Below are 24,937 nucleotides of genomic sequence, written 5' to 3'. Positions count from 1 at the left end.
ATCCCTGACACCTCCCCGTCGCCGCGCCGTCACGCGCGGCGGCGGCGGCGCCCGCGAAACCCCCGGACCCGCCGGTTCGCGCCGGCGGGCCGGCCGGTTAGCGCCAGCGGACTTGCCCTTCTCGGACCCGCCGCGCTACACCCTTCCCAAGCGTTAAATTTTTCAAGGAAGACCCCATGTCTGCTCCCGTCGATTTCAATGACCGCATGCTTTCCCTCGGCCTTGCCCGTGTCGCCGAACAGGCCGCCATCGCCTCTGCCAGCCTGATCGGCCGTGGCGACGAGAAGGCCGCGGACCAGGCGGCGGTGAACGCCATGCGCGAACAGCTCAACCTGCTGGACATCGCGGGCGTGGTGGTGATCGGCGAGGGCGAGCGCGACGAGGCGCCGATGCTCTACATCGGCGAGGAGGTCGGCACCGGCAACGGCCCGGGCGTGGACATCGCGCTCGACCCGCTGGAGGGCACCACGCTGACCGCCAAGGACATGCCCAACGCGCTGACCGTCATCGCCATGGGCCCGCGCGGCTCGATGCTGCACGCGCCCGACGTCTACATGGACAAGCTGGCGATCGGCCCGGGCTTCGACGAGGGCGTGGTGACGCTCGACATGACCCCCTCCGAGCGCGTCGCGGCGCTGGCGGCGGCCAAGGGCTGCGCGCAGACCGACATCACCGTCTGCATCCTCGAGCGCCCGCGCCACGAGGAGATGATCGCCGAGGTCCGCGCCACCGGCGCCGGCATCCGGCTGATCACCGACGGCGACGTCGCCGGCGTCATGCACTGCGCCGAGCCGCAGATCACCGGCATCGACATGTACATGGGCTCGGGCGGCGCGCCCGAGGGCGTGCTTGCCGCCGCCGCGCTGAAATGCATGGGCGGGCAGATGTACGGCCGCCTGCTCTTCCGCAACGACGACGAGCGCGGCCGCGCCGCCAAGGCGGGCATCACCGACCTCGACAAGATCTACAAGCGCGACGAGATGGTCACCGACCACGTGATCTTCGCCGCCACCGGCGTGACCAACGGCTCGATCCTGTCGGGCATCAAGCGCAGCCCGGGCTGGATCGAGACCGAGACCATCCTGATGCGCTCGAAGACCGGCTCGGTGCGCCGCGTGCAGTACCGCAACCCGTTCCACGGCTGAGCGCGGTCCGGCCGGCGCCGGATTTGCGTATTTGAAAAGAGAAGAAGGGGGCTCGCGGCGCGGGCCCCTTTCCGTTTCCGCAGACCCCCGGCTTCTTCTCTTTCCAAATACGCAAATCCCGCCCGTCCCGCCGGGCGCGGCGCCGGGCAGGGGCGCGGCGCTTCGGCTTGTTCCGTTTCCCGCCGTTTCGCGCTAGGGAGGGGGCCAATCGGGGCAGAGAAGAAACGCGAGGGGCGCATGAGCTATCTGGGTGTGGAGCAGTCGCTGACCGGGCGGCGCTGGGTGGGGCCGGCGGTCGAGGTCGAGCGGCAGGCCGAGGCGCTGGTGCAGGCGACGCACCTGCCGCGCCCGCTCTGCGCGGTGCTGGCGCGGCTCGGCGTGCCGGGCGAGGAGGTGCCGGGCTTCCTCGATCCCAAGCTGCGCGACCTGATGCCCGACCCGCGCTCGATGCGCGACATGGAGAAGGCCTCGGCCCGCATCCTGCAGGCGGTGCGGGGTCGCGAGCGCATCGCGATCTTTGCCGATTACGATGTCGACGGCGGCAGTTCGGCGGCGCTGCTGGTCGACTGGCTGCGCCAGCTCGGGCTCGAGGCGACGCTCTACGTGCCCGACCGCATCGACGAAGGCTACGGGCCCAACGTGCCCGCCATGCAGCAGCTGGCCGCCGCGCATGACCTCATCATCTGCGTCGACTGTGGCACGCTCTCGCACGAGCCCATCGCCGCGGCGCAAGGCGCCGATGTCGTGGTGCTCGACCACCACCTCGGCGGCGAGACGCTGCCCGATTGCGTGGCCGTGGTGAACCCCAACCGGCAGGACGAGGATGGCGCGCTGGCGCATCTCTGCGCCGCCGCCGTGGTCTTCATGGTGCTGGTCGACTGCGGGAGGCAGATTCGCGAGGCGGGGGCGCAGGGCCCCGACCTCATGTCGCTGCTCGATCTCGTGGCGCTGGCCACCGTTGCCGACGTGGCGCCGTTGCGCGGGGTCAACCGCGCCTTCGTGCGCGCGGGGCTGCAGGTCATGGCGCGGCGCGAGCGGGCGGGGCTGGTGGCGCTCTCGGACGTGGCGCGGCTCGACACGGCGCCCACCGCCTATCACCTCGGCTACGTGCTCGGCCCCCGGATCAACGCCGGCGGGCGGATCGGGCAGGCCGACCTCGGCGCGCGGCTGCTGGCCACCCGCGACCGGCACGAGGCCGAGGCGTTGGCCGAGCGGCTCGACAAGCTCAACTCCGAGCGCCGCGAGGTCGAGGAGGCGGTGCGTGCCGCGGCGATCGCGCAGGCCGAGGAGCGCGGCCTCGACGCGCCGCTGGTCTGGGCGGCGGGCGAGGGCTGGCATCCGGGCGTCGTGGGCATCGTCGCCTCGCGCCTCAAGGAGATGACCAACCGGCCGTCGGTGGTGATCGGCTTCGACGGCGGCGAGGGCAAGGGCTCGGGCCGCTCGGTCTCGGGCGTCGATCTCGGCGCCAGCATCCAGAAGCTTGCCGCCGAGGGGCTGCTGATCAAGGGTGGCGGGCACAAGATGGCGGCGGGTCTCACAGTGGCCGAGGGCAAGCTCGACGAGGCCATGGCGCGGCTGGCGGAGATTCTCGCAAAGCAGGGCGCCGGGCAGGGCGGCGCGGCGGACCTGCGGCTCGACGGGCTGATGATGCCGGGGGTGGCGAGCACCGACCTCTGCGACCGGCTCGAGCAGGCCGGGCCCTTCGGTGCGGGCGCGCCGGGTCCGCGCTTTGCGATGCCCGACGCGCAGATCCTCTTTGCCAAGGAAGTCGGCACCGGGCACCTCAAGATCACCGCCGGGGACGGGCTCGGCGCGAAGATCGACGCCATCTGCTTCGGCGCCTTCGACACGCCGATGGGCCAGGCGCTGAGCCAGCACAAGGGCGCACGATTCCACCTCGCCGGGCGCTTCGAGATCAACGAGTGGAACGGTCGGCGGTCGGTGCAGATGCGACTCGAGGACGCCGCACCTGCCGCTGGGTAAGGCATTTTCATGCCTAATTTTACGTTGTTTTTCAGTGACTTGAGAAAAAATCACCGAGGGCTCAAAAAACCGTAAAATTCCGCTTGCAAGGGGTCTGAGCTTTGACTAGAACGCCCCTCACCAGCCGGCACGGCCCGTTCGTCTATCGGTTAGGACGCCAGGTTTTCAACCTGGAAAGAGGGGTTCGATTCCCCTACGGGCTGCCACTGGTTTTGCTTTCGTCCCCGCGGGGACAGGCAAAACCGGGGGTCAGACACCGGGTCAGCTGGGGTACAAGAGGCTCGCCCAGGAAGCCTCGCCGCGCACATCTGGTGCGGTGAAATTCCAGCATGGCCCGTTCGTCTATCGGTTAGGACGCCAGGTTTTCAACCTGGAAAGAGGGGTTCGATTCCCCTACGGGCTGCCACTTCTCCCATGACTTCGACATGACATCGACATGAGCGAGACGCCGAACGGCGCGCGGCTTCCGCGTGCCCTTTTCGCGTTTGTGTGTCTTGCCCTCCGGGTGGCGGAAAATGCTGTCCCCGCAGGGACAGCGTTTCGCGTCTCGTGTGCTCAGGCCGGGACCTTGTGCCGCCGCCGCACGCTGCCGGGGCGGCCGGGCAGGGCCAGCTTCGCGTCGTTGCGCGCCTGCCGCGAGACCACCTTGCCCTTCGAGATCACGCAGAGACGGTCGGGCCGCAGCCGCAGCGCCTCGATCGGATCGCCCGCGTCGAGCACGACCAGCGAGGCCGTGTTGCCGACCGCCAGCCCGTAATCCTGCAGGTGCAGGATCTTCGCGTTCTCCTCGGTCACCATGGTGAAGCAGCGCGCCATTTCCTGCGGCGAGGTCATCTGCGCCACGTGTAGCCCCATGAAGGCCACGTCGAGCATGTCGCCGGTGCCGAGCGAGTACCAGGGGTCGCGCACGCAGTCCTGCCCCCAGCCGACGCGGATGCCCTGCGCCTGCATCTCCTTGACCCGGGTGAGGCCGCGGCGCTTGGGGTAGCTGTCGTGGCGTCCCTGCAGGGTGATGTTGATCAGCGGGTTGGGAATGGCCGAGATCTCCGCCTCTGCAATCAGCGGGAGAAGCTTTGACACGTAGTAGTTGTCCATGGAGTGCATGGAGGTGAGGTGGCTGCCCGCGACGCGGCCCTGAAGGCCAAGGCGCTGCGTCTCGTAGGCCAGCGCCTCGATGTGGCGCGAGAGCGGATCGTCGGTCTCGTCGCAATGGATGTCGACCAGCAGGCCGCGCTCGGCGGCGATCTCGCAGAGCTCCTTCAGCGAGGCGGCGCCATCCGCCATGGTGCGCTCGAAATGCGGGATGCCGCCGACCACGCCGACGCCCATGTCGAGCGCGCGGATCAGGTTCTCGCGCCCCGTGGGCGTGCGCAGGAAGCCGTCCTGCGGGAAGGCGACGAGCTGCAGGTCGAGGTAGGGCTTCACCTTCTCCTGCACCTCCAGCATCGCGGTGACGGTGTTCAGGTGATCTGGCGTGGTATCGACATGGCTGCGGATCGCCAGCAGGCCCAGCGAGACCGCCCAGTCGCAATACTCCAGCGCGCGGGTGACCATCTCGTCCACCGTCGCCTGCTCGCGCAGCTCGCCCCAGAGGTCGATGCCCTCGAGCAGCGTGCCGCTCGCGTTGATCCGCGGCGTGCCGTAGCTCAGCGTCGCGTCCATGTGGAAATGCGGATCGACGAAGGGCGGCGACACGAGGTCTCCGGAGGCGTCGATGGTCTCGCCCGCCTCGGAGCCCGTCAGGTCGCCGATGGCGGCGATGCGGCCCTTGGTGATGCCGATGTCGGCGGTGGTCCCGTCCGGCAGGGTGCCGCCGGTCACGAGGATGTCGAAGGAAGCCATTCAGCGCTCTCCGCGGTTGAAGGGGGTCATCAGCGCCGCCGGAACTTCGGCGCGGCGCGACATGAGGATGAGGGCGAGGATCGACAGCACGTAGGGGATCATCAGGAAGACCTGGTAGGGCACGATCTGCCCCATCGGGGTCTGCTGCAGGCGGATCTGCAGCGCGTCGAAGCCGGCGAAGAGCAGCGCGCCCAAGAGCGCCTTGCCGGGCTTCCACGCGCCGAAGACCACCAGCGCGATGCAGATCCAGCCGCGGCCATTGACCATCTCGAAGAAGAAGGAGGAGAAGGCCGACATGGTGAGGAAAGCTCCTCCCACGGCCATCAGCCCCGAGCCGACGATCACCGCGCCCATGCGGATCGCGGCGACGGAAAGCCCCTGCGCCTCGACCGCCTGCGGGTTCTCTCCGGCGGCGCGCACCGCGAGGCCGAGCGGCGTGCGGTAGAGCACCAGCGCCACCACGGCGACGCAGGCGAAGCCGGCCCAGGTCAGCGCGGTCTGCGAGAAGAGCGCCTGCCCGAGCCACGGGATGTCCGACAGCACCGGGATGTGCAGCGGCTGGAAGGGCGCGATGCGCGGCGGGCTGGTCACCTCGGGCAGGGCGAGCCGGTAGGCGTAATAGGCCGAGGACGTGGCGAGCATGGTGATGCCGAGCCCGACCACGTGCTGCGAGAGGCCGAAGGGCACGGTCAGCAGCGCGTGCAGGGCGCCGAACGCCATTCCGGCCAGCAGCGCGACCAGCACGCCGGGCCAGAGGCCGAGCCCCGCGTAGACCGCCATCCAGCCGGCGAAGGCGCCGAAGACCATGATCCCCTCGATGCCGAGGTTGAGCACGCCCGCGCGTTCGCAGATCAGCTCTCCCATCGTGGCGAAGATCAGCGGCGAGGCGATGCGCAGCACGGCGGCCCAGAAGCTCGCCGAAAGCAGGATGTCGATGAGGTCGGTCATCCGCGCACCACCCGGACTTTCGTGAGAAGGATCGCCAGCACCATGAAGAGCAGCGCCGTGGCCAGCAGGATGTCGGCGATGTAGGTCGGCACGCCCGCGGCGCGCGACATGCTGTCGGCGCCGACGAAGACCCCGGCGACGAAGAGCGCCGAGACAACGACGCCGAGCGGGTGCAGGAGCGCCAGCATGGCGACCACGATGCCGGTGTAGCCGAAGCCGGGCGAGAGGTCGGCGGTGAGGTTGCCCTTGAGGCCGGCCACTTCCGAGAAGCCCGCCAGCGCGGCAAGCCCGCCGGAGATGAGCGCGGTCTTCACCAGCACCCGGCCGACCGGGATGCCGGCGAAGCGCGCCGCCTCGGCGTTGAGGCCGGTGGCGCGGATCTCGTAGCCGAGCGTGGTGCGGGTCTGCATGACCCAGACCGCGAGTGCCGAGATGAGCGCGAGGCCGAAGCCCCAGTGCAGCCGCAGCCCCTCGATGAGCCGCGGCAGGCGCGCGTCCTTCGGCAGGGCCGGGGATTTCGGCCAGCCCATGCCCATCGGGTCCTTCAGCGGCCCCTCGAGCAGGTAGGAGATGAAGAGCGCCATGATGAAGTTGAGCAGCAAGGTGGTGACCACCTCATCGACGCCGAGGCGGGTTTTCAGCAGCACCGGCCCGAGCAGCACCAGCGCACCCGCGAGCACCGCGCCGAGCGCCATGAGCGGCAGGGCGAGGGGCCCCGGCAGGCCGAGCTGCGTGCCGATCACCACGGTGATCAGCGCCCCGGCGTAGAGCTGCGCCTCGGCACCGATGTTCCAGAGCCGGGCTCGGAAGGCGACCGAAACGGCGAGCCCGGTGAAGATCAGCGGCGTCGCGCGGTTCAGCGTCTCGAGCAGGGCGAATTTCGAACCCGCCGCGCCCTTGACGATGAGGCCCAGCGTGGCGAGCGGGTCGGCCCCGGCGATCAGCGCGAGGCCCATGGCGACAAGCACCGTGGCGCCGAGCGCCAGCGCGGGCAGGCCGAGCCTGCGGGCGGGCGAGGGGGCGGTGATGGGATCAAGGCGCATGGGAGGCTCTGGCGGGGGCTCTGGGGTCTTGCGCCCCTGCCCGGGCGGGGGCGCGGGCGGCAGCGGCGGGATCTGCGTATTTGGAAAGAGAAGAAGCGCAGGGGTAGCGCGGGGGGTGGGGCGGGGTTTCAGACAGGATTTCAGGCGGCATCGTCGAAGCCCTGTCCGGCCATCCACTGGCCGAGTTCCGCAGGGGTCCGGCTGCCGCGCGGGAATTCCGGCGAGAGCCTTCCCTCGCAGATCACCCGCACCACGTCCGAGAGGGTCAGCACCTCGTCGAGGTCCTCGGAGATCAGCAGCACCGCGGCGCCGGCGTCGCGGGCGGCGATGAGGCGCTCCTGCACGTAGGTGACCGCGCCGATGTCGAGGCCGCGGACGGGCTGGTTGGCGAGGATGATCATCGGTTGTGCCCCGAGCACCCGGCCGAGGATGAGCTTTTGCATGTTGCCGCCCGACAGCAGGCGGATGCGGGTGTCGGGGCCGGGGCAGCGCACGTCGTAGGTGGCGATGATCTCCTCGGCGGCGCGGCGGGCGGCGGACCAGTCCATCCATCCGGCTTTCGCCACGGGGGCCTCCGCGTAGCTCTCCAGCACGGCGTTCTCGGTCAGGGTGAAATCGGCGATGGTGCCGGTCCTGTGGCGGTCCTCGGGGATGCGGCCGATGTGGGCGGCGAGCGCGTCGCGGGGGGACCAGCGGGTGACGGCCTTCCCGGCCAGCTCCATGCGGCCCGCGCTGGGCGTCTCGAGCCCCGACAGCAGGTCGGCGAGCGCGCCCTGACCATTGCCGGAGACCCCGGCGAGGCCGAGGATCTGCCCGGCCCTCAGCTCGAGATCCACCGAGCGCAGCCCGGTGCGGTTGCCGCGCGCGAGGGTGGAGACCTTGTCCAGCCTCAGCAAGGTGGCACCGGGGCGGGCCTCGGCGGGGGCGGGGGGCGTGATCTCGGCCCCGACCATCAGCTCGGCGAGTTGGTGGCGGTCGGTGTCGGCGGTGGCGACCTCGCCGACGAGCCTGCCATGGCGGAGGACCAGCACGCGGGAGGAAACCGCCATGACCTCGTGCAGCTTGTGCGAAATGAAGATCACCGAGAGCCCCTGTGCCACCGCGCGGCGCAGCGTCTCGAAGAGCGCGTCGCTTTCCTGCGGGGTGAGCACGGCGGTGGGCTCGTCGAGGATCAGGATGCGGGCCTCGCGGTAGAGGGCCTTGAGGATCTCGACCCGCTGCCGTTCGCCCACCGAGAGCGTCGCGACGCGGGCGTCGGGATGCACGGCGAGGCCGAAATCGCGCGAGAGCTGCTGCACCCGCCGCCGGGCCGCCGCGCGGCCGAGGCCGGGGGTCCAGAGGGGACGGGTGCCGAGCAGGATGTTCTCGAGCACGGTCATGTTGTCGGCGAGGGTGAAATGCTGGTGCACCATGCCGACGCCCGCCGCCAGCGCCGCGCCCGGAAGGCCGGGGGGCAGCGGCTGGCCGAAGACCTCGACCGTGCCCTCGTCGGCGGTGTAATGGCCGAAGAGGATGTTCATCAGCGTGGTCTTGCCGGCGCCGTTCTCGCCCAGCAGCGCCACGACCTCGCCGCGCGCCAGCTCGAAGCTGATGGCGTCGTTGGCGGTCAGCGCGCCGAAGCGCTTGGTGATGCCGGAAAGGCGCAGGACGATGTCCTGCGCCTCCTTGGTCTTGGTCATTGCCGGTTCCTCACCCGCGTCCTCACGAGGACTTGGGCTCTTCGTCGTTGATCTCGACGGTGAAGGAGCCGTCCTTGATCGCCGCTTCCTTCGCTGCCACCAGATCGAGCGCCGCCTGCGGGATCTTGCCCTCGAAGGTGCCGAGCGGGGCGAGCGCGCAGCCGCCTTCCTTCATGAAGGAATAGCTGCCGTAGTTCTCGGCCGAGAAGCTGCCGTCCGCCACCTTGGCCAGCGCCGCCGCCAGCGTCGGGCCGAAGTCCCAGAGCGCCGAGGCGACCACGGTCTCGGGGTAGTCGGCCTGGGTGTCGATGACGTTGCCGATCGCGAGGACGCCCTTCTCCTGCGCCGCGTCCGAGACGCCGAAGCGTTCGGCGTAGAGCAGGTCGGCGCCGTTCTCGATCATCGCGAAGGCGGTTTCCTTGGCCTTGGGCGGATCGAACCAGGAGCCGATGAAGCTGACCTGGAAGGTGGCCTCGGGCTTGCTTTCCTTCACGCCGGCCATGAAGGCATGCATGAGCCGGTTCACCTCGGGGATTGGGAAGCCGCCGACCATGCCGATGTTGCCGCTCTCGCTCATCGCGCCGGCGATGATGCCCGAGAGATACGAGGCGTCCTGGATGTAGTTGTCGAAGACGCCGAGGTTCGGATAGGCCTCGTCGGGCAGGAAGGACGAGCCGAGCAGGAAGGCGGTCTCGGGATAGTCGAGCACGACCTCGCGGGCCTCCTGCTCGACGCCGAAGATCTCGCCGACGATGAGCTTGGCGCCGCTCTCGGCGTATTCGCGCATGACGCGCGGGTAGTCGGTGTTCGAGGTGTTCTCGGAATAGGTGTAGGAGATCAGCCCCGCCGCCTTGGCCGCCTCGGCGGCGACGTGGATGCGGCTGACCCATTGCTGCTCGACCGGCACGGTGTAGATGCCCGCCACGCTGATCGGCTCCTGCGCCATGAGCCTGCCGGCGAGCCCGGTGCCGGCGAGGGCGGCCAGACCTCCGCTGCGCATCAGCATGGATCTCCGGGTCAGCAGCCCGGCCTGTTTCGTAACAACCATCCGTCTATCCTTTTCCATCCCTGTGGGTGCCGTGTGAATTTTTTACCATTCGGTAAGGAACGCATTGATTCGAGGCAATTGGCGCCGTGCCGGGCGGCGGAAATTTCGCCTGCAGCATGGGCAGGGCGCGGGTAGGTGCCTAGCGAACGGGCAGGAGGGCGCGGCCCGGGCGCGGCGCGCAAGTTTAGGCTGAAATCGGCCGTGGGCGCTCATCTTTTCTTGCGGGGCGCGTCCGGGGGCCTTGCGCCGGTCCGGGGCGCGATGGCTGCACGTCTCGAAGAGATGGGGGAAGCCCGCGCACCGTCGCGAACGGGCTTGTCACGGCGCGGCCCGCTGCGCAGGCTTGCAGAGGGGGGAGCCGGAAAGGAGGGCCCATGAGTCTCTTGGCCGATCTGCTCGGAACCATCTTCGACCGCCGCGCCGACGTGGTGCCGCGGCTGCGGCGCGATCCGCGGCCGCTGCCGGCGCTGGTGCGGGAACTTCTCGAGGCGCGCAGCGAGAGCGTCGCCGCCATGCTCGCCCGCCACGTGCTGCAGCGCTACGACGGCATGACCGGCGAGGAGAAGCTCGAGGCCTTCCATGGCCTCGCCGCGCTCAACGTCGACGCCGAGGCGGTGCGCGCGGCGCTGGCGGCCTACGAGGCCGCGCCCTCGGGGCAGAGCTACCGCGCCTTCATGGCCGCCGCCGAGCCGCCGCGCGCCGAGCTCCTGCGCCGGCTCAACATGGTGCCCGGCGCGACCGAGCGGCTGGTGCGGATGCGCGCCGACCTCCTGCGGCTGGGCCGGGGCGAGCCCGAGCTCGAGGCGCTGGACGAGGATTTCCGCCACCTCTTCAAGAGCTGGTTCAACCGCGGTTTCCTCGTGCTGCGCCCGATCAGCTGGGAGAGCCCGGCGCATGTGCTCGAGAAGATCATCGCCTACGAGGCGGTGCACGCGATCCAGAGCTGGGACGACCTGCGCCGCCGCCTCGCGCCGCCCGACCGGCGCTGCTTTGCCTTCTTCCACCCGGCGATGCCGGATGAGCCGCTGATCTTCGTCGAGGTGGCGCTGACCCGCGGCGTGCCGGGCTCGATCCAGGCGCTGCTCGGCGAGGAGCGGGCGCCGATGGGCGAGGCCAGCGCCGACACGGCGGTGTTCTACTCGATCTCCAACTGCCAGCCGGGGCTGGCGGGGATCTCCTTCGGCAACTCGCTGATCAAGCAGGTGGTCGCGGATCTCTCGAGCGCGCTGCCGGGGCTGAAGACCTTCGTCACGCTCTCGCCGATCCCCGGGCTGGTGCGCTGGCTCGAGGAGCAGGGCGTGGCCTATGACCCGGCGGATGCGAAGCGGATGACCCAGCTCGCGGCGCATTACCTGCTGACCGCCAAGACCGCCGACGGGCGGCCGCGCGACCCGGTGGCGCGCTTCCACCTCGGCAACGGTGCCATGGTCCACGCGGTGCACGCGGGGGCGGACACGTCCGAGAATGGCCAGCGCCAGTCGGGCGGGACGATGGTGAACTACCTCTACGATCTTGCGAAGGTCGAGCAGTACCACGACCGTTTCGCGGGCTCGGGCGAGGTGATCGCCTCGTCTGCGGTGAAATCGCTCTCGGCGGGGCGGGAGAAGGCGCAGGCCTGAGCCGCGGCTTGCCATTGCGGCCTAATTCGGGAATATTTCTCGTTATCGAGATTCTATTCCCGGAGTTCGCGCATGTCCGAGCCTGCCCTCGCGGTCCCCGCCGCCGACGATCCCTCCAGCCTCTCGGCGCGGCTTGCCCGGCGGCTGGCCGCGCTGCGCGCCGAGGCCGGGCTGACGCTCGACCAGCTGGCCGAGCGCAGCGGCATCTCGCGCGCCGCGCTGTCGCGCTTCGAGAAGGCCGAGACCAGCCCCACCGCCGAGGTGCTGGGCAAGCTCTGCCTTGCCTACGGGCTCAGCATGTCGCGGCTGATGGCCATGGTCGAGGAGGGGTTCACCGCGCTGGTGCCCGCCGCCGGGCAGGCGGAATGGACCGACGAGGCCACTGGCTTCACCCGCCGGGTGATCTCGCCCGCCGCCACGGGGCTCGCCGCCGAGATGCTGCAATGCACGCTGCAGCCGGGGGCCGAGATCGCCTATGACGCCTCGCCGGTGGCCGGGCTCGAGCACCACCTGCACCTGCTGTCGGGCAAGCTGCGGGTCGAGGTCGAGGGCACGGCGCATGACCTTTCCGCCGGCGACACGCTGCGCTACCGGCTCGAGGGGCCGACGCGGTTCTCGGCGCTCAGCAAGAAGAAACCGGCGCTTTACGTGCTGGTGCTGGTGACGCCGTGATCCGCGAGATTCCCGCATCCGGGATCCGCGACCACTTGCGGGATCTGGCGCAGATCCTCGCCGCCTGCGTGGCGGACGGGGCGAGCGTGGGCTTCGTCATGCCCTTCGGCGAGGCCGAGGCGCTGCGCTTCTGGGAGGGGCTGGTTCCCGAGATCGAGAGCGGCGGCCGCATCCTCTTCGGCGCCTTCGAGGGAGGGCGCATGGTGGGCACGGTCTCGCTGGCGCTGGCGGGGATGCCGAACCAGACCCATAGGGCCGAGATCTCGAAGATGCTGGTGCACCCGGAGTTCCGCCGCCGCGGTCTGGCGCGGGCGCTGGTCGAGGCGCTGCTGACCCGCGCCGAGGGGCTGGGGCGGGATCTCATCACGCTCGACACCCGCACCGGCGACGCGGCGCAGCGGCTCTACGCTTCCTGCGGCTTCCTCCCCGCGGGAGAAATTCCCGAATACGCGCTGGCCCCGGAAGGCACGGCGCGGCGGGACGCGACGCTGTTCATGTACCGGCTGGGCGCGCGGGCGGCCTGACGCCCCGCCTCAGCAGTTCGGCACGTTGACCGCGAGGCCGCCGAGCGAGGTTTCCTTGTACTCGTGGCCCATGTCGCGGCCGGTCTGGCGCATGGTCTCGATGCAGGCGTCGAGCGAGACGAGGTGCGTGCCGTCGCCGCGCAGCGACAGCGACGCGGCCGAGACCGCCTTGATCGCGCCGAGCCCGTTGCGCTCGATGCAGGGCACCTGCACGAGCCCCTTCACCGGGTCGCAGGTCATGCCGAGATGGTGCTCGAGCGCGATCTCGGCGGCGTTCTCGATCTGCGCGGGCGTGCCGCCCAGCACGGCGCAGAGCCCTGCGGCGGCCATGGCCGAGGCGCTGCCGACCTCGGCCTGACAGCCGGCCTCGGCGCCGGAGATCGACGCGTTGTACTTCACCAGCCCGCCGATGGCGGCGGCGGTGAGCAGGAACTCGGGGATGCGCGAGGGGGTCGCGCCGGGCACGAAGTCGAGCCAGTAGCGCAGCACCGCGGGCACCACGCCCGCCGCGCCGTTGGTGGGGGCGGTGACCACCTGCCCGCCGGCGGCGTTCTCCTCGTTCACCGCCATGGCGTAGCAGCTCATCCAGTCGTTGATCACGTGCGGCGCGGTGAGGTTGCGGCCGCGCTCGGCAATGAGCTGCGCGTGGATGTTGCCGGCGCGGCGCTTGACGTTCAGCCCGCCGGGAAGGATGCCGCCGCCTTCGAGGCCGCGGTCGAGGCAATTCATCATCACCTCGGAGATCCGCAGGAGCCCGGCGTCAAGCTCGGCGGCGGGGCGGCGCGAGAGCTCGTTGCGGCGCTTCATCTCGGCGATCGAGAGGCCCGACGTGGCGGCCATCTCCAGCATCTCGGCGGCGCTGCGGAAGGGGAAGGGCACGGCGGGCCCGTGGTCCTTGTCCTCGCCCGAGCTGAGCTCGGCCTCGGTCAGCACGAAGCCGCCGCCGACCGAGTAGTAGGTCTCCTGCAGGATCACGTCGCCCTGCGCGTCGGTGGCCATCAGGATCATGCCGTTGGCGTGGCCGGGCAGGGCGCGGTCGTAGTCGAAGCGCAGGTCGGTCCTGGGGTCGAACTTCAGCGGGGCCAGCCCCTCGGGGTGAACCATGCCGGTCTCGGCGATCGCGGCCAGCGCCGCCTCGGCGGCCTCGGCGTCGTAGCTTTCGGGCGCGAAGCCGGCGAGGCCGAGGATGGTGGCGCGGTCGGTGGCATGGCCGACGCCGGTGAAGGCGAGCGAGCCGTGCAGCGAGGCGCGCAGCCCCGAGGCGGCGAAGGGCGCGGCGCGCAGCCGGTCGAGGAAGCGCGCGGCGGCGACCATCGGCCCCATGGTGTGCGACGACGACGGGCCGATGCCGACCTTGAACATCTCGAACACGGAAAGAAACATCGGGGACCTCGACTCTGCTCTGCGGTTGCGGCGGACCCTAGCCCGGGGCGGCGCCGGATCACATGGAGATTTGCGGCATTTCGGCGAAGGAAAACGCTGCGGGAGTCATCGAGTTTGGCCTATCGCTGCGCGGCGCGATCATCCTATAAGCGCCGCGACATCCGGAAACAGAGGAATCGCAGCGATGACCGCAGAGCTTTCGCCGACCGACATTGCAAAATTCGTGGCCTCGCGCCGCGCCGCCGATTTCGTCGAGGACGGCATGCGCGTCGGTCTCGGCACCGGATCGACGGCCGCCTGGCTGGTGAAATACCTCGGCCGCCGCGTGCGCGACGAGGGGCTGAAGATCCGCGCGGTCCCGACCTCGACCCGCACCGCCGAGCTGGCGCGCAAGGTCGGCATCGAGGTGATCAGCCTCGACGAGGCCGGCTGGCTCGACCTCACCATCGACGGCGCCGACGAGTTCGACCCGGCGCTGAACCTGATCAAGGGCGGCGGCGGCGCGCACCTGCAGGAGAAGATCGTGGCCTCGGCCTCGGACCAGATGATCGTCATCGCCGACGCGGCCAAGGACGTCGCCACGCTGGGCGCCTTCCCTCTGCCGCTGGAAGTGATCCGCTTCGGCGGCGTCTCGACCCGCACGCTGGTCGAGCGCCTGCTGGCCGACATGGACGTGGACGGGCGCGAGACCTCGCTGCGCATGGCCGGCGACCAGCCCTTCATCACCGACGAGGGCAACCACGTGCTCGACCTGCACCTGAAGCGGATCGGCGACGTGAAGGCGCTGTCGCTGGCGCTGAACCAGATCCCCGGCGTGGTCGAGAACGGGCTCTTCATCGGCATCTGCGACAAGGTGGTGATCGGCCACGAGGACGGCCGGGCCGAGCTGCGCGACGGCGCCGGCGGGGCGGTGAGCGTGAGCGAGATCGACCTTGCCGAGGCGGCGGGACTGTAAGCTCCCTACCGGTCAGGAAAGCCGATAGGCCGCCCATTCGGGCGGCCTTTTTCATTGCCGATCAGCGCGCCCGGGACGCCGGGCCTGCGGCCCATCCGGTCCCGCCGCCTCTGGCCTTCCGTAGCGGCCTGTGGTCTACCTCTCGGCCAACAGACCAAGAGGCGAGCCATGAGCGACTTTGACTATGATCTTTTTGTCATCGGCGGCGGATCCGGCGGCGTCCGGGCGGCGCGGGTCGCGGCGGGCGAGACCGGCGCGAAGGTCGCGCTGGCCGAGGAGGATCGCTATGGCGGCACCTGCGTCATCCGTGGCTGCGTGCCCAAGAAGCTGATGGTCTTCGCCTCCGAATACGGCTCGATCACCGAGGACGCGCGGGGCTACGGCTGGAACATCGCGGCGGGCAGCTTCGACTGGAGCAGCTTCCAGCACCGGCTCAACGCCGAGCTCGACCGGCTCGAGGGCATCTACCGGAACCTTTTGAAGAATTCCGGCGTCACCTCCTACGACGCGCGGGCCATCGTGAAGGACGCCCACACCGTCGAACTTTCGACCGGCGAGACGTTCACGGCCAAACACATCCTCGTGGCCACCGGCGGACGCCCGGTGCGTCCCGAGATCCCGAATGCCGAGCTGGGGCTGGTGTCGGATGACATCTTCCACCTCGAGGAGCTGCCGAAGTCGATCCTGATCGTCGGCGGCGGCTACATCGCCTGCGAGTTTGCCTGCATCCTCAACGGGCTGGGGGTCGAGGTGACGCAATACTACCGCGGCGCGCAGATCCTGCGCGGCTTCGACGAGCAGGCGCGCGGGCTGATCGCCGAGAGCATGATCGAGAACGGCGTGCACCTGCATTGCGGCACCGACATCCTCGAGATGCGCCGCGCCACCGCCGAGGATCTCGAGGGCAAGGAACTCGCGGGCGTGTCGATGGGCGCGTCGATGCAGGAGATGCTGGCCGACCGCAGCGGCGGCACGCCGGGCGAGGGGCCGATCCTCGTGAAGGGCACCAACGGCGAGGTGAAGGTCTTCGACAAGGTGTTCTTCGCCACCGGCCGCGCGCCCAACACGCAGAACATGGGGCTCGAGGAGGCCGGGGTGAAGCTCGGCCGCAAGGGCGAGATCGTGGTGGACGACTACAGCGCCACCGCGGTGCCCTCGATCCACGCCATCGGCGACGTGACCGACCGGGTGAACCTGACCCCCGTGGCGATCCGCGAGGGCATGGCCTTCGTCGAGACGGTGTTCAAGGACAACCCCACCAAGGTCGATCACGAGCTGATCCCCTCGGCGGTCTTCACCCAGCCCGAGTTCGGCACGGTGGGCCTGTCGGAGGAGGACGCCGCCGAGCAGGAGCCGATCGAGGTCTACGCCACCTCGTTCCGGCCGATGCAGACGGCCTTTGCCGGACGGCCCGACCGGGTGATGATGAAGCTCATCGTCTCGAAGGCGACGCGCCGCGTTCTGGGCTGCCATATCGTCGCGCCGAACGCCGGCGAGATGATCCAGCTGGCGGGCATCGCGGTGAAGATGGGCGCGACCAAGGAAGATTTCGACCGCACCGTAGCGGTGCATCCCACCATGGCCGAAGAGATCGTGACCATGCGGAACCCTGTGCGCACCGCTTGAATCTGCGGGGATAATGCACAGGTAGGGGGAAACACGGACAAGTGAGCGAGAGGGAAGGAACCTAATGGCAGGACACGGCGGCGGCCCCTGGGGCGGCGGTGGCAATCAGGGCGGCGGCAGGCCGCCCAGCGGTGGCGGCGGAAACGGGGGCAAGCGCCCCGAGGATCCGCAGATCCCCGAGATTGACGAGCTGATGAAGAAGGGCCAGGAGCGGCTGCGCGTGCTGATGGGCGGTCGCGGCGGCTCGGGTGGGCGCAGCGGCGGCACGGGCGGCGCGCCCGGCGGTCCCAAGTTCAACCGCAGCACGCTGGGCCTCGCGGCGCTGGCGGCGGTCGGCGTCTGGGCCTGGATGAGCTTCTACACCGTGCGGCCCGAGGAACAGTCGGTGGAACTCTTCCTCGGCAAGTATTCCTCGACCGGCGATCCGGGCCTCAACTTCGCGCCCTGGCCCTTCGTGACGCACGAGGTGGTCAACGTGACCTCGGAACGCACCGAGACGATCGGCAACGGCCGCGACCCGGCGGACAGCCTCATGCTGACCACCGACGCGAACATCGTCGACATCGGCTTCCAGGTGGTCTGGAACATCAACGACGCGGCCAAGCTGCTGTTCAACATCCGCGACCCGCAGCTGACCGTGCAGGCGGTCTCCGAGGCGGTGATGCGCGAGATCATCGCCGCGTCGAACCTCGCGCCGATCCTCAACCGCGACCGCGGCATCATCGCCGACACCGCGCGCGAGCAGATCCAGGCGACGCTCGACGAGTATGACAGCGGCATCAACATCGTGCGGATCAACCTCGACACGGCCGACCCGCCCCGCGAGGTGATCGACGCCTTCCGCGAGGTGCAGGCCGCCGAGCAGGAACGCGACCGGCTCGAGCGCCAGGCCGACGCCTATGCCAACCGCGTGGTCGCCGAGGCCCGCGGCGAGGCCGCGCAGATCCGCGAGCAGGCCGAGGGCTACCGCGCCCGCGTGGTCAACGAGGCGCTGGGTGAAGCCAGCCGCTTCTCGGCCGTGCGCGAGGAATATGCCAAGGCCCCCGAGGTCACCCGCCGCCGTCTCTACCTCGAGACGATGGAGAAGGTGCTCGGCAACGTCGACAAGACCATCCTCGACGAGGGGCTGACCGGCGAGGGCGGGGGCGTGGTGCCCTACCTGCCGCTGAACCAGCTCCAGAACAGCCGACCCAGCACCGAGGGAGGGAACTGATCATGCGCAAATCTACCTATGTGCTGCCGGTCATCGTCGTGCTGGCGGTGATCGCCCTCTCGTCGATCTTCGTCGTGGACGAGCGCGAGAAGGCGCTGGTCCTGCAGTTCGGCCAGATCAAGTCGGTCAAGGAAGAACCGGGGCTCGCCTTCAAGATCCCGATCATCCAGGAAGTGGTGAAATACGACGACCGCATCCTGTCGCTCGACACCGACACGATCGAGGTCACGCCCTCGGATGACCGCCGCCTCGTGGTGGACGCCTTCGCGCGCTACCGCATCGCCGACGTCGTCCGCTTCCGCCAGGCCGTGGGCGTCGGCGGGCTGCGCATCGCCGAGGACCGCCTGTCGGGCATCCTCAACGCCCAGATCCGCGAAGTGCTCGGTGCCGACCAGGTGACCTCGGACGTGATCCTCTCGGAAGACCGCCGCGTGCTCACCAACCGCATCCGGGACCAGGCCCGGCGCGAGGCGCTGTCGCTCGGTCTCGACGTGGTGGACGTGCGCCTCAAGCAGACCAACCTGCCGTCGCAGAACCTCGAGGCGACCTTCGCCCGGATGCGCGCCGAACGGGAACGGGAAGCCGCCGACGAGATCGCCCGCGGCAACGAGGCGGCGCAGCGCGTGCGCGCGCTGGCCGACCGGACCGTGGTCGAGACGCAGTCGGAAGCCAACCGTGACGGCGACATCATCCGCGGCGAGGCCGACGCCGAGCGCAACGGCATCTTCGCCGAGGCCTATGGTGCCGACCCCGAGTTCTTTGCCTTCTACCGGTCGCTGCAGGCCTACGAGAAATCGCTCGCCTCGGGCAATTCCTCGATGGTCATGACCCCGAACGGCGAGTTCTTCGAGTACTTCAAGTCGCAGGGCGAGATGGGCAAGCCGGCCGCGTCGGCGCCGGCCCCCGGCGCCGCCGGCACCGCGTCCGAGTGACGGGGACCGACATACTGACGGGGATCGCTCTGGTCCTCGTGATCGAGGGGCTGGTGTACGCACTGGCCCCTTCGCTTGTCGAGCGGATGCTGGTGGCGCTGCGGGAGATGCCGCTCGAGACGCGCCGGCTGCTCGGCCTCGTGACACTTGTTACAGGCGTCCTGCTGCTCTGGATCGCGCGGCGATCCGGCGGCTGAGCCCAGTCTTTCCTGCGGCTTGCGCCGCGGGGAAGGCGCCGCGCCGCGCGCGCCTTGCATTTCTGCACGGATGGGTTTTCACCTGCATGTCACATGCGCTTGAAAGCTTGAAACCTTTTCTTTGGTGGCCCTCAAAAGCTCCTATGTTACGCTTGTTCATGAGGAGGCAGAGCTGCCGCGCGGGGGCCGCGCGGCAGCCGCCGAACAGAAGGAGTTCCCTGTGAAACCACAAAATCTTGCAGTGACGGAGGGGTCGAGCCCGGTACGGCTGTTCTGGCTGGCCACGGTTTCGATGTTCCTGATCGTCTCGCAGTCGATCATGGCGCAGGCGCAGAGCGCACCGTCCAGCTTCTCCAGCCTTGCCGAGCGCGTGAGCCCGTCGGTGGTGAACATCACCACCTCGACCATGGTCGCCGGGCGCACCGGCCCGCAGGGCATCGTTCCCGAGGGCTCGCCCTTCGAGGACTTCTTCCGCGACTTCCAGAATCCCAACGGCGGTCCCGAGGGTGACCGTCCGCGCCGCTCTTCCGCGCTCGGCTCGGGCTTCGTGGTCTCGGAGGACGGCTACATCGTCACCAACAACCACGTCATCGAGGGCGCCGACGAGATCACCATCGAGTTCTTCTCCGGCAAGGAGCTGGACGCGAAGCTGGTCGGCACCGATCCCAACACCGACATCGCGCTGCTGAAGGTCGAGGCCGACGAGCCGCTGCCCTTCGTGAAGTTCGGCAACTCCGACGACAGCAAGGTCGGCGACTGGGTCATGGCCATGGGCAACCCGCTGGGCCAGGGCTTCTCGGTCTCGGCCGGCATCGTCTCGGCGCGCAACCGCGCGCTCTCGGGCACCTATGACGACTACATCCAGACCGACGCCGCCATCAACCGCGGCAACTCGGGCGGGCCGCTGTTCAACATGAACGGCGACGTGATCGGGGTGAACACCGCGATCCTCTCGCCCAACGGCGGCTCGATCGGCATCGGCTTCTCGATGGCCTCGAACGTGGTCACCAAGGTCGTCGACCAGCTCAAGGAATTCGGCGAGACCCGCCGCGGCTGGCTCGGCGTGCGCATCCAGGACGTGACCCCGGACATGGCAGAGGCCACCGGCCTTGCCAGCACCGACGGCGCCATGGTCTCGGACGTGCCGGACGGCCCGGCCAAGGATGCCGGCATGAAGTCGGGGGACGTGATCGTCTCCTTCGACGGCAAGCCGGTGACCGATACCCGCCAGCTGGTGCGCATCGTGGGCAACACCGAGGTCGGCAAGGCCGTCCGCGTGGTGGTCAACCGCAACGGCAACACCGAGACGCTGCTCGTCACGCTCGGACGCCGCGAGGAAACCCCCGAGCCGCTGCCCGCATCGCAGGAGCAGGGCACGCCCGAGGCGCCCGCCACCCAGGACATCATGGGGCTTACGCTCTCGCCGATGACCGACGAGCTGCGCAGCGAGCTAGGCCTTGCCGATGGCGCCAAGGGCCTTGCGGTGACCGAGGTCGACGAGGCGTCGGAAGCCTTCGACAAGGGCCTGCGCTCGGGCGACGTGATCACCGAGGCCGGCCAGGCCGAGGTGCTGAGCATCAAGGACCTCGAGGACAAGATCGCCGAGGCGAAGGATGCCGGCCGCAAGTCGATCCTGCTGCTGGTCCGCCGCGGCGGCGACCCGCGCTTCGTGGCGCTGACCATCGAGGACAAGTAAGCGTCGCGGTTCCACAGGCCTTACTCATGAAATCGGGGCGGGGAAAACCCTCGCCCCTTTTTCATTGGCTGCGCCCGGAACGCCGCGCTTGGCTTTCATCTTTCCCCAAATACTCACGGCGCGCCGCTGCCACGGGCGGGAGGTGAGTATTTATGGAAAGATGAAAGGGCTCAGGGCAGCACGCGCCGCAGCCCCGCCTGCACCTTGAGCAGCGCCGGCAGGTAGTCGCGGGCGAGATCCTCGGGCTCGGCCTGCATCGCCGGCAGGCCGGTATTGAGCGCCGCCACGACCTGCCCGTGCACGTTGAAGAGCGGCACGGCGATCGAGCGCAGCCCCATCTCCACCTCCTGGTCGATGATCGCGAAGCCCTCGGTCCGGACCTGGGCGATGCGCGCGGCGATCTCGGCAGGGTCGGTCAGCGCGCGCGGCGTGCGCGGGGTGAGGTCCGAGCGGTCGAGCAGGGCGCGCATCTCGGCCTCGGGCAGGGCGGCGAGCAGCACGCGTCCCATCGAGGTGCAATGGGCGGGCAGGCGCGAGCCCGGCATCAGCCCGATGCTCATCACCTTCCGCTGCGCGGCGCGGGCGAGGTAGACGATCTCGGTCTCGTCGAGGATCGACACCGAGCTCGACTGGCCGATCTGCTCCGACAGCTGGTCGAGCCAGGGCTGCACCAGCTGCGGCAGGGGCAGGGCGGCGAGCGCCCCCATGCCGAGCCGCAGCACGCGCGGGGTGAGCTGGAAGAACTTGCCGTCGTAATCGGCGTAGCCGAGCCGGTGCAGGGTCAGCAGGCAGCGCCGCGCGGTGGCGCGGTCGAGCCCGGTGCGTTCGGCCACCTGCGCGATCGACAGGCGCGGCGTCTCGGCGCGGAAGCACTCGATCACCTGAAGCCCCTTGGCGAGGGAGGCGATGAAATCGGTCGGTTTGTTCAACATGCGCACGATTTCTCGCGGGATATGAACAAATGTCAATATGCGCACGAAATTCGTGGCTCCTGTTACCGGGAGGTCATATTTCAGGCGCCGAGGGCGACACGCGCCCGAAGGAGGATTTCATGGACAAGACCATCGCCAGCGTCCGGGAGGCCGTCTCGGTCATTCCCGATGGCGCGACCGTGATGATCGGCGGCTTCGGCGGCTCGGGCGCGCCGATCGAGCTGATCCACGCGCTGATCGACCACGGCGCCAGGGACCTGACCGTCGTCAACAACAACGCCGGCAACGGCCATGTCGGCCTTGCCGCGCTGATCGAGCAGAAGCGGGTGAAGAAGCTGATCTGCTCCTTCCCGCGTTCGGCCGATCCGCGCGTCTTCACCGAGGCCTACCTTGCCGGGGAGATCGAGCTCGAGCTGGTGCCGCAGGGCACGCTCGCCGAGCGCATCCGGGCAGGCGGCGCGGGCATTCCGGCCTTCTACACCGCGACGAGCTACGGCACCGAGCTGGCGGAGGGCAAGCCTTCCGAGGAGTTCGAGGGCAAGCATTACGTCCGCGAGCGCTGGCTCAAGGCCGATTTCGCGCTGATCAAGGCCGAGCTGGCCGATCCGCACGGCAACCTGACCTACCGGATGGCGGCGCGCAACTTCAACCCGGTGATGGCCATGGCCGCGACCCATACCATCGTGCAGGCGACCAAGGTCGTGCCGCTGGGCGGGATCGACCCCGAGCACGTCATCACCCCGGGCATCTTCGTGTCGAAGGTGGTCGAAGTGCCGAACGCGGCGCAGGAAGAAGAGCTGAACCGGGCGGAGGCCGTCTACCCATGAGCGATACGATGATCGACATCGACAGCATCAAGCTGAGCAACGCCCAGATCGCCTGGCGCGCGGCGCAGGACATCGAGGATGGCGCCTATGTCAACCTCGGCATCGGCTTCCCCGAGATGGTCGCCAAGTTCCAGCCCGAGGGCAAGCAGGCGATCTTCCACACCGAGAACGGCGTGCTGGACTTCGGCGAGGCGCCGAAGCCCGGGGAAGAGGACTGGGACTGCATCAACGCCGGCAAGAAGGCGATCACCATCAAGCCGGGCACCGCGTTCTTCCACCATGCCGACAGCTTCGCCATGGTGCGCGGCGGGCATCTCGACGTCGCCATCCTCGGCGCCTACGAGATCGCGCAGAACGGCGATCTGGCGAACTGGTCCACCGGCAAGGGCGGCGTTCCGGCCGTCGGCGGCGCGATGGACCTCGTGCAGAGCGCCAAGCGCGTGGCGGTGCTGACCGACCACGTCACCAAGAAGGGCGAGCCCAAGCTGCTGGCCAGCTGCACCCTGCCGCTGACCGGCGTGGGCTGCGTGACCCGCGTCTACACCTCGCTGGCCGTAGTCGACATCGAGGGCGGCAAGTTCGTCCTGCGCGAGAAGGTCCCCGCGATCTCCTTCGACGAGCTGCAGGCGCTCACCGGCGCGCCGCTGCATGTCGAGGGCGCGGTGGCCGACCTGATCTGCCCGGAGCTCTGAGATGACCGACGCCTATATCTGTTCCTACGTCCGCACCCCGATCGGCCGCTTCGGCGGCGCGCTCTCCTCGGTGCGCGCAGACGATCTGGGGGCCATTCCGCTCAAGGCGCTGATGGCCCGCCACGACATCGACTGGTCGGCGGTGGACGAGGTCTATTACGGCTGCGCCAACCAGGCCGGCGAGGACAACCGCAACGTCGCGCGCATGTCGGCGCTGCTGGCGGGCCTGCCGGTCGCGGTGCCGGGCACCACGCTCAACCGTCTCTGCGGCTCGGGCATGGACGCGATCCTCGCGGCCGCGCGCGCCATCAAGGCGGGCGAGATCGAGCTTGCCATCGCCGGCGGGGTCGAGAGCATGTCGCGCGCGCCCTTCGTGATGCCCAAGGCCACCTCGGCCTTCTCGCGCAGCGCCGAGATCCACGACACCACCATCGGCTGGCGCTTCGTCAACAAGCTGATGAAGGCGCAGTATGGCGTGGACAGCATGCCCGAGACCGGCGAGAACGTCGCCGAGCAGTTCGGCATCAGCCGCGAGGACCAGGACGCCTTTGCCCTGCGCTCGCAGGCGAAGGCCGCGGGGGCGCAGAAGAACGGCCGTCTTGCGCAGGAGATCACCCCGGTGAGCATCCCGCAGCGCAAGGGGGATGCCATCGTCGTCGACACCGACGAGCACCCGCGCGAGACCTCGCTCGAGCAGCTCGCCAAGCTGCCGACGCCGTTCCGCGAGGGCGGCTCGGTCACCGCGGGCAACGCCTCGGGGGTGAACGACGGCGCCGCGGCGCTGATCATCGCCTCGGAGGCGGCGGTGAAGGCGCATGGCCTGACCCCGATCGCGCGCATCCTCGGCGGTGCGACCGCGGGCGTCGAGCCGCGCATCATGGGCTTCGGCCCGGCGCCGGCCTCGAAGAAGCTGATGGCGCGGCTTGGCCTGACGCAGCACGCCTTCGACGTGATCGAGCTGAACGAGGCCTTCGCCTCGCAGGGGCTCGCCACGCTGCGCGACCTCGGCATCGCCGATGACGACGCGCGGGTGAACCCGAACGGCGGCGCCATCGCGCTTGGCCACCCGCTCGGCATGTCGGGCGCGCGCATCACCGGCACCGCCGCGCTGGAGCTGAAGCCCGGCCAGAAGGCGCTGGCGACCATGTGCATCGGCGTCGGGCAGGGCATCGCGATCGCGCTCGAGGCGGTCTGAGCCTTGGCGGACAAGTCTGAAAAGGGGGCGGGGGGAAACCTCTGCCCCTTTTCGCGTGGGGTGCGCATCAGGACGGCCCTGTCGCCGAGGGATCACGGCGCGGCGCGGCGGGGGCGCTGCCCCTTGCATCGCCGGGCTTGCGTTGCAATGGCTTGGGGGCCGGGCGAAGATCCGGCGTGCAGTCCCAGTACAGGCGGAACCACCCATGAAACTCACCGGCACCCTCGGCGCGGCTGCGCTTGTCCTGACCGCCTGTCCCGCGCTTGCGGACGGCAGCTTCATGCAGCTTGAGCAGGCGGAGACCACCTCTGGGGGCGTGCTTGCGGTGACCCGCGACAGGCTGACCTACGGCGGCGTCATCAGCCATTGGGACGGCGGCTACTCGGTCGTGGGCAGCGTGGTCTACGGCATCGACACGCCCATCGGCGCCAGCCTCAAGCTGGGCCCGGCGCTCGGCGGGGTGTTCAGCGACGGCGAGGAGGACGACTACGAGCTTGGCCTGCGCGTCGCGCTCGACCGCTGGACGGCGACCGACTGGGGCTCGTTCTACTGGCTCGCCGAGGTCAACAGCATCGACAGCAGCTGGTTCCTGCTGGCCTCCACCGGCTGGGGCGACTCGGGCTTCAGCACCGAGCTCTCGACCGGCGGCAGCGACAATTACCACGACACGACACTGGCGGTGAGCCAGCGCATCCGCGGCCCGGTGAGCCTGCGCGCCGGCTACCGCTTCGACTCCGAGGAGTTCTTCGTCGGCGTCTCGGTCAACACCTTCTGAGACGGAGCCGC

22 protein-coding genes and 2 tRNA genes are annotated in these 24,937 nt (G+C 69.4%); 17 read left to right on the top strand and 7 right to left on the bottom strand.

Annotation, left to right across the window (positions count from 1 at the left end; genetic code table 11):
* The first annotated feature begins 176 nt into the window (after nucleotides 1-176).
* From glpX to PVT71_RS01545, 4 genes are all read left to right on the top strand, one after another.
* Nucleotides 177-1,145, top strand: coding sequence for a class II fructose-bisphosphatase (gene glpX, locus PVT71_RS01560; RefSeq protein ID WP_353472740.1), 969 nt, complete (start codon nucleotides 177-179; stop codon nucleotides 1,143-1,145).
* A gap of 237 nt (nucleotides 1,146-1,382) precedes the next feature.
* Nucleotides 1,383-3,128 (top strand): single-stranded-DNA-specific exonuclease RecJ, encoded by a 1,746-nt coding sequence (recJ, locus tag PVT71_RS01555; RefSeq protein WP_353472738.1) that lies wholly within the window; start codon nucleotides 1,383-1,385, stop codon nucleotides 3,126-3,128.
* A gap of 131 nt (nucleotides 3,129-3,259) precedes the next feature.
* Nucleotides 3,260-3,334 (top strand) — tRNA-Glu (locus PVT71_RS01550).
* 125 nt (nucleotides 3,335-3,459) lie between these two features.
* Nucleotides 3,460-3,534: transfer RNA gene (locus PVT71_RS01545), tRNA-Glu, on the top strand.
* A 149-nt stretch (nucleotides 3,535-3,683) separates the two neighbouring features.
* On the opposite strand, the gene PVT71_RS01540 is transcribed toward PVT71_RS01545, so the two are convergent.
* The 5 genes from PVT71_RS01540 to PVT71_RS01520 all read right to left on the bottom strand — a co-directional run bounded on the left by PVT71_RS01540 (nucleotide 3,684) and on the right by PVT71_RS01520 (nucleotide 9,688).
* Nucleotides 3,684-4,970, bottom strand: a complete 1,287-nt coding sequence (locus PVT71_RS01540; protein ID WP_353472737.1) for an amidohydrolase family protein — start codon at nucleotides 4,968-4,970, stop codon at nucleotides 3,684-3,686.
* Nucleotides 4,971-5,918 (bottom strand): ABC transporter permease, encoded by a 948-nt coding sequence (locus tag PVT71_RS01535; protein WP_353472736.1) that lies wholly within the window; start codon nucleotides 5,916-5,918, stop codon nucleotides 4,971-4,973. It abuts the gene before it with no gap.
* On the bottom strand, nucleotides 5,915-6,961 hold the full coding sequence (locus PVT71_RS01530; RefSeq protein ID WP_353472735.1) for an ABC transporter permease: 1,047 nt from the start codon (nucleotides 6,959-6,961) through the stop codon (nucleotides 5,915-5,917). Before PVT71_RS01530 ends, PVT71_RS01535 begins: the two co-directional genes overlap by 4 nt.
* A gap of 140 nt (nucleotides 6,962-7,101) precedes the next feature.
* On the bottom strand, nucleotides 7,102-8,640 hold the full coding sequence (locus PVT71_RS01525; protein WP_353472734.1) for an ABC transporter ATP-binding protein: 1,539 nt from the start codon (nucleotides 8,638-8,640) through the stop codon (nucleotides 7,102-7,104).
* 22 nt (nucleotides 8,641-8,662) lie between these two features.
* Nucleotides 8,663-9,688: a BMP family protein gene (locus tag PVT71_RS01520; protein ID WP_353472733.1), complete on the bottom strand. Its 1,026-nt coding sequence runs from the start codon at nucleotides 9,686-9,688 to the stop codon at nucleotides 8,663-8,665.
* 374 nt (nucleotides 9,689-10,062) lie between these two features.
* Between PVT71_RS01520 and PVT71_RS01515 the strand changes: the two genes are divergently transcribed.
* From PVT71_RS01515 to PVT71_RS01505, 3 genes are all read left to right on the top strand, one after another.
* Nucleotides 10,063-11,307 carry a malonyl-CoA decarboxylase gene (locus tag PVT71_RS01515; protein WP_353472732.1) on the top strand — a complete coding sequence of 415 codons (1,245 nt, stop codon included), beginning with the start codon at nucleotides 10,063-10,065 and terminating at the stop codon, nucleotides 11,305-11,307.
* A 72-nt stretch (nucleotides 11,308-11,379) separates the two neighbouring features.
* Nucleotides 11,380-11,979 carry an XRE family transcriptional regulator gene (locus tag PVT71_RS01510; protein ID WP_353472731.1) on the top strand — a complete coding sequence of 200 codons (600 nt, stop codon included), beginning with the start codon at nucleotides 11,380-11,382 and terminating at the stop codon, nucleotides 11,977-11,979.
* Nucleotides 11,976-12,503, top strand: a complete 528-nt coding sequence (locus PVT71_RS01505; RefSeq protein WP_353472730.1) for a GNAT family N-acetyltransferase — start codon at nucleotides 11,976-11,978, stop codon at nucleotides 12,501-12,503. The genes PVT71_RS01510 and PVT71_RS01505 overlap by 4 nt, the downstream gene beginning before the upstream one ends.
* A 9-nt stretch (nucleotides 12,504-12,512) precedes the next feature.
* On the opposite strand, the gene PVT71_RS01500 is transcribed toward PVT71_RS01505, so the two are convergent.
* Nucleotides 12,513-13,886 carry an L-serine ammonia-lyase gene (locus PVT71_RS01500; RefSeq protein WP_353472729.1) on the bottom strand — a complete coding sequence of 458 codons (1,374 nt, stop codon included), beginning with the start codon at nucleotides 13,884-13,886 and terminating at the stop codon, nucleotides 12,513-12,515.
* Nucleotides 13,887-14,070: 184 nt separating this feature from the next.
* Here PVT71_RS01500 and rpiA point away from each other — a divergent pair, with 184 nt between their 5' ends.
* From rpiA to PVT71_RS01470, 6 genes are all read left to right on the top strand, one after another.
* Nucleotides 14,071-14,841, top strand: a complete 771-nt coding sequence (rpiA, locus tag PVT71_RS01495) for a ribose-5-phosphate isomerase RpiA (protein ID WP_353472728.1) — start codon at nucleotides 14,071-14,073, stop codon at nucleotides 14,839-14,841.
* 168 nt (nucleotides 14,842-15,009) lie between these two features.
* Nucleotides 15,010-16,467 (top strand): FAD-dependent oxidoreductase, encoded by a 1,458-nt coding sequence (locus tag PVT71_RS01490; protein ID WP_353472727.1) that lies wholly within the window; start codon nucleotides 15,010-15,012, stop codon nucleotides 16,465-16,467.
* Nucleotides 16,468-16,531: 64 nt separating this feature from the next.
* Entirely contained in the window at nucleotides 16,532-17,680 is a 1,149-nt protein-coding gene (hflK, locus tag PVT71_RS01485) for an FtsH protease activity modulator HflK (protein WP_353472726.1), read from the top strand.
* Nucleotides 17,681-17,682: 2 nt separating this feature from the next.
* Entirely contained in the window at nucleotides 17,683-18,612 is a 930-nt protein-coding gene (locus tag PVT71_RS01480) for a protease modulator HflC (RefSeq protein ID WP_353472725.1), read from the top strand.
* A complete protein-coding gene (locus PVT71_RS01475) occupies nucleotides 18,609-18,809 on the top strand; it encodes a DUF2065 domain-containing protein (RefSeq protein WP_353472724.1) in 201 nt (66 codons plus the stop codon). The genes PVT71_RS01480 and PVT71_RS01475 overlap by 4 nt, the downstream gene beginning before the upstream one ends.
* A 292-nt stretch (nucleotides 18,810-19,101) precedes the next feature.
* The gene (locus PVT71_RS01470) at nucleotides 19,102-20,505 is read left to right on the top strand and encodes a DegQ family serine endoprotease (protein ID WP_353473822.1); all 1,404 of its coding nucleotides are present in this window, start codon (nucleotides 19,102-19,104) and stop codon (nucleotides 20,503-20,505) included.
* A gap of 170 nt (nucleotides 20,506-20,675) precedes the next feature.
* On the opposite strand, the gene PVT71_RS01465 is transcribed toward PVT71_RS01470, so the two are convergent.
* Nucleotides 20,676-21,437: an IclR family transcriptional regulator gene (locus PVT71_RS01465; protein ID WP_353472723.1), complete on the bottom strand. Its 762-nt coding sequence runs from the start codon at nucleotides 21,435-21,437 to the stop codon at nucleotides 20,676-20,678.
* 119 nt (nucleotides 21,438-21,556) lie between these two features.
* Between PVT71_RS01465 and PVT71_RS01460 the strand changes: the two genes are divergently transcribed.
* The 4 genes from PVT71_RS01460 (at nucleotide 21,557) to PVT71_RS01445 (ending at nucleotide 24,926) form a co-directional block, all read left to right on the top strand.
* Nucleotides 21,557-22,264 (top strand): 3-oxoacid CoA-transferase subunit A, encoded by a 708-nt coding sequence (locus PVT71_RS01460; RefSeq protein WP_353472722.1) that lies wholly within the window; start codon nucleotides 21,557-21,559, stop codon nucleotides 22,262-22,264.
* Nucleotides 22,261-22,956, top strand: a complete 696-nt coding sequence (locus PVT71_RS01455) for a 3-oxoacid CoA-transferase subunit B (RefSeq protein ID WP_353472721.1) — start codon at nucleotides 22,261-22,263, stop codon at nucleotides 22,954-22,956. Before PVT71_RS01460 ends, PVT71_RS01455 begins: the two co-directional genes overlap by 4 nt.
* Before the next feature lies 1 nt (nucleotide 22,957).
* Nucleotides 22,958-24,151 (top strand): 3-oxoadipyl-CoA thiolase, encoded by a 1,194-nt coding sequence (gene pcaF, locus PVT71_RS01450; RefSeq protein ID WP_353472720.1) that lies wholly within the window; start codon nucleotides 22,958-22,960, stop codon nucleotides 24,149-24,151.
* 205 nt (nucleotides 24,152-24,356) lie between these two features.
* Nucleotides 24,357-24,926 (top strand): hypothetical protein, encoded by a 570-nt coding sequence (locus tag PVT71_RS01445; RefSeq protein ID WP_353472719.1) that lies wholly within the window; start codon nucleotides 24,357-24,359, stop codon nucleotides 24,924-24,926.
* Nucleotides 24,927-24,937 lie beyond the last annotated feature (11 nt).

The sequence above is a fragment of the Salipiger sp. H15 genome (genome assembly GCF_040409955.1).
GTDB lineage: Bacteria > Pseudomonadota > Alphaproteobacteria > Rhodobacterales > Rhodobacteraceae > Salipiger.
This window is presented reverse-complemented; position numbering and strand designations above follow the sequence as displayed.

What these genes read in the sequence shown, in the direction of transcription:
- PVT71_RS01465 (WP_353472723.1), bottom strand. Translation starts at nt 21,437, where the DNA reads ATGTTGAACAAACCGACCGATTTCATCGCCTCCCTCGCCAAGGGGCTT.
- PVT71_RS01445 (WP_353472719.1), top strand. Translation starts at nt 24,357, where the DNA reads ATGAAACTCACCGGCACCCTCGGCGCGGCTGCGCTTGTCCTGACCGCC.
- PVT71_RS01500 (WP_353472729.1), bottom strand. Translation starts at nt 13,886, where the DNA reads ATGTTTCTTTCCGTGTTCGAGATGTTCAAGGTCGGCATCGGCCCGTCG.
- PVT71_RS01510 (WP_353472731.1), top strand. Translation starts at nt 11,380, where the DNA reads ATGTCCGAGCCTGCCCTCGCGGTCCCCGCCGCCGACGATCCCTCCAGC.
- hflK (WP_353472726.1), top strand. Translation starts at nt 16,532, where the DNA reads ATGGCAGGACACGGCGGCGGCCCCTGGGGCGGCGGTGGCAATCAGGGC.
- PVT71_RS01535 (WP_353472736.1), bottom strand. Translation starts at nt 5,918, where the DNA reads ATGACCGACCTCATCGACATCCTGCTTTCGGCGAGCTTCTGGGCCGCC.
- PVT71_RS01480 (WP_353472725.1), top strand. Translation starts at nt 17,683, where the DNA reads ATGCGCAAATCTACCTATGTGCTGCCGGTCATCGTCGTGCTGGCGGTG.
- PVT71_RS01515 (WP_353472732.1), top strand. Translation starts at nt 10,063, where the DNA reads ATGAGTCTCTTGGCCGATCTGCTCGGAACCATCTTCGACCGCCGCGCC.
- PVT71_RS01490 (WP_353472727.1), top strand. Translation starts at nt 15,010, where the DNA reads ATGAGCGACTTTGACTATGATCTTTTTGTCATCGGCGGCGGATCCGGC.
- PVT71_RS01520 (WP_353472733.1), bottom strand. Translation starts at nt 9,688, where the DNA reads ATGGTTGTTACGAAACAGGCCGGGCTGCTGACCCGGAGATCCATGCTG.
- rpiA (WP_353472728.1), top strand. Translation starts at nt 14,071, where the DNA reads ATGACCGCAGAGCTTTCGCCGACCGACATTGCAAAATTCGTGGCCTCG.
- PVT71_RS01530 (WP_353472735.1), bottom strand. Translation starts at nt 6,961, where the DNA reads ATGCGCCTTGATCCCATCACCGCCCCCTCGCCCGCCCGCAGGCTCGGC.
- pcaF (WP_353472720.1), top strand. Translation starts at nt 22,958, where the DNA reads ATGACCGACGCCTATATCTGTTCCTACGTCCGCACCCCGATCGGCCGC.
- PVT71_RS01540 (WP_353472737.1), bottom strand. Translation starts at nt 4,970, where the DNA reads ATGGCTTCCTTCGACATCCTCGTGACCGGCGGCACCCTGCCGGACGGG.
- glpX (WP_353472740.1), top strand. Translation starts at nt 177, where the DNA reads ATGTCTGCTCCCGTCGATTTCAATGACCGCATGCTTTCCCTCGGCCTT.
- PVT71_RS01460 (WP_353472722.1), top strand. Translation starts at nt 21,557, where the DNA reads ATGGACAAGACCATCGCCAGCGTCCGGGAGGCCGTCTCGGTCATTCCC.
- PVT71_RS01470 (WP_353473822.1), top strand. Translation starts at nt 19,102, where the DNA reads ATGTTCCTGATCGTCTCGCAGTCGATCATGGCGCAGGCGCAGAGCGCA.
- PVT71_RS01455 (WP_353472721.1), top strand. Translation starts at nt 22,261, where the DNA reads ATGAGCGATACGATGATCGACATCGACAGCATCAAGCTGAGCAACGCC.
- recJ (WP_353472738.1), top strand. Translation starts at nt 1,383, where the DNA reads ATGAGCTATCTGGGTGTGGAGCAGTCGCTGACCGGGCGGCGCTGGGTG.
- PVT71_RS01525 (WP_353472734.1), bottom strand. Translation starts at nt 8,640, where the DNA reads ATGACCAAGACCAAGGAGGCGCAGGACATCGTCCTGCGCCTTTCCGGC.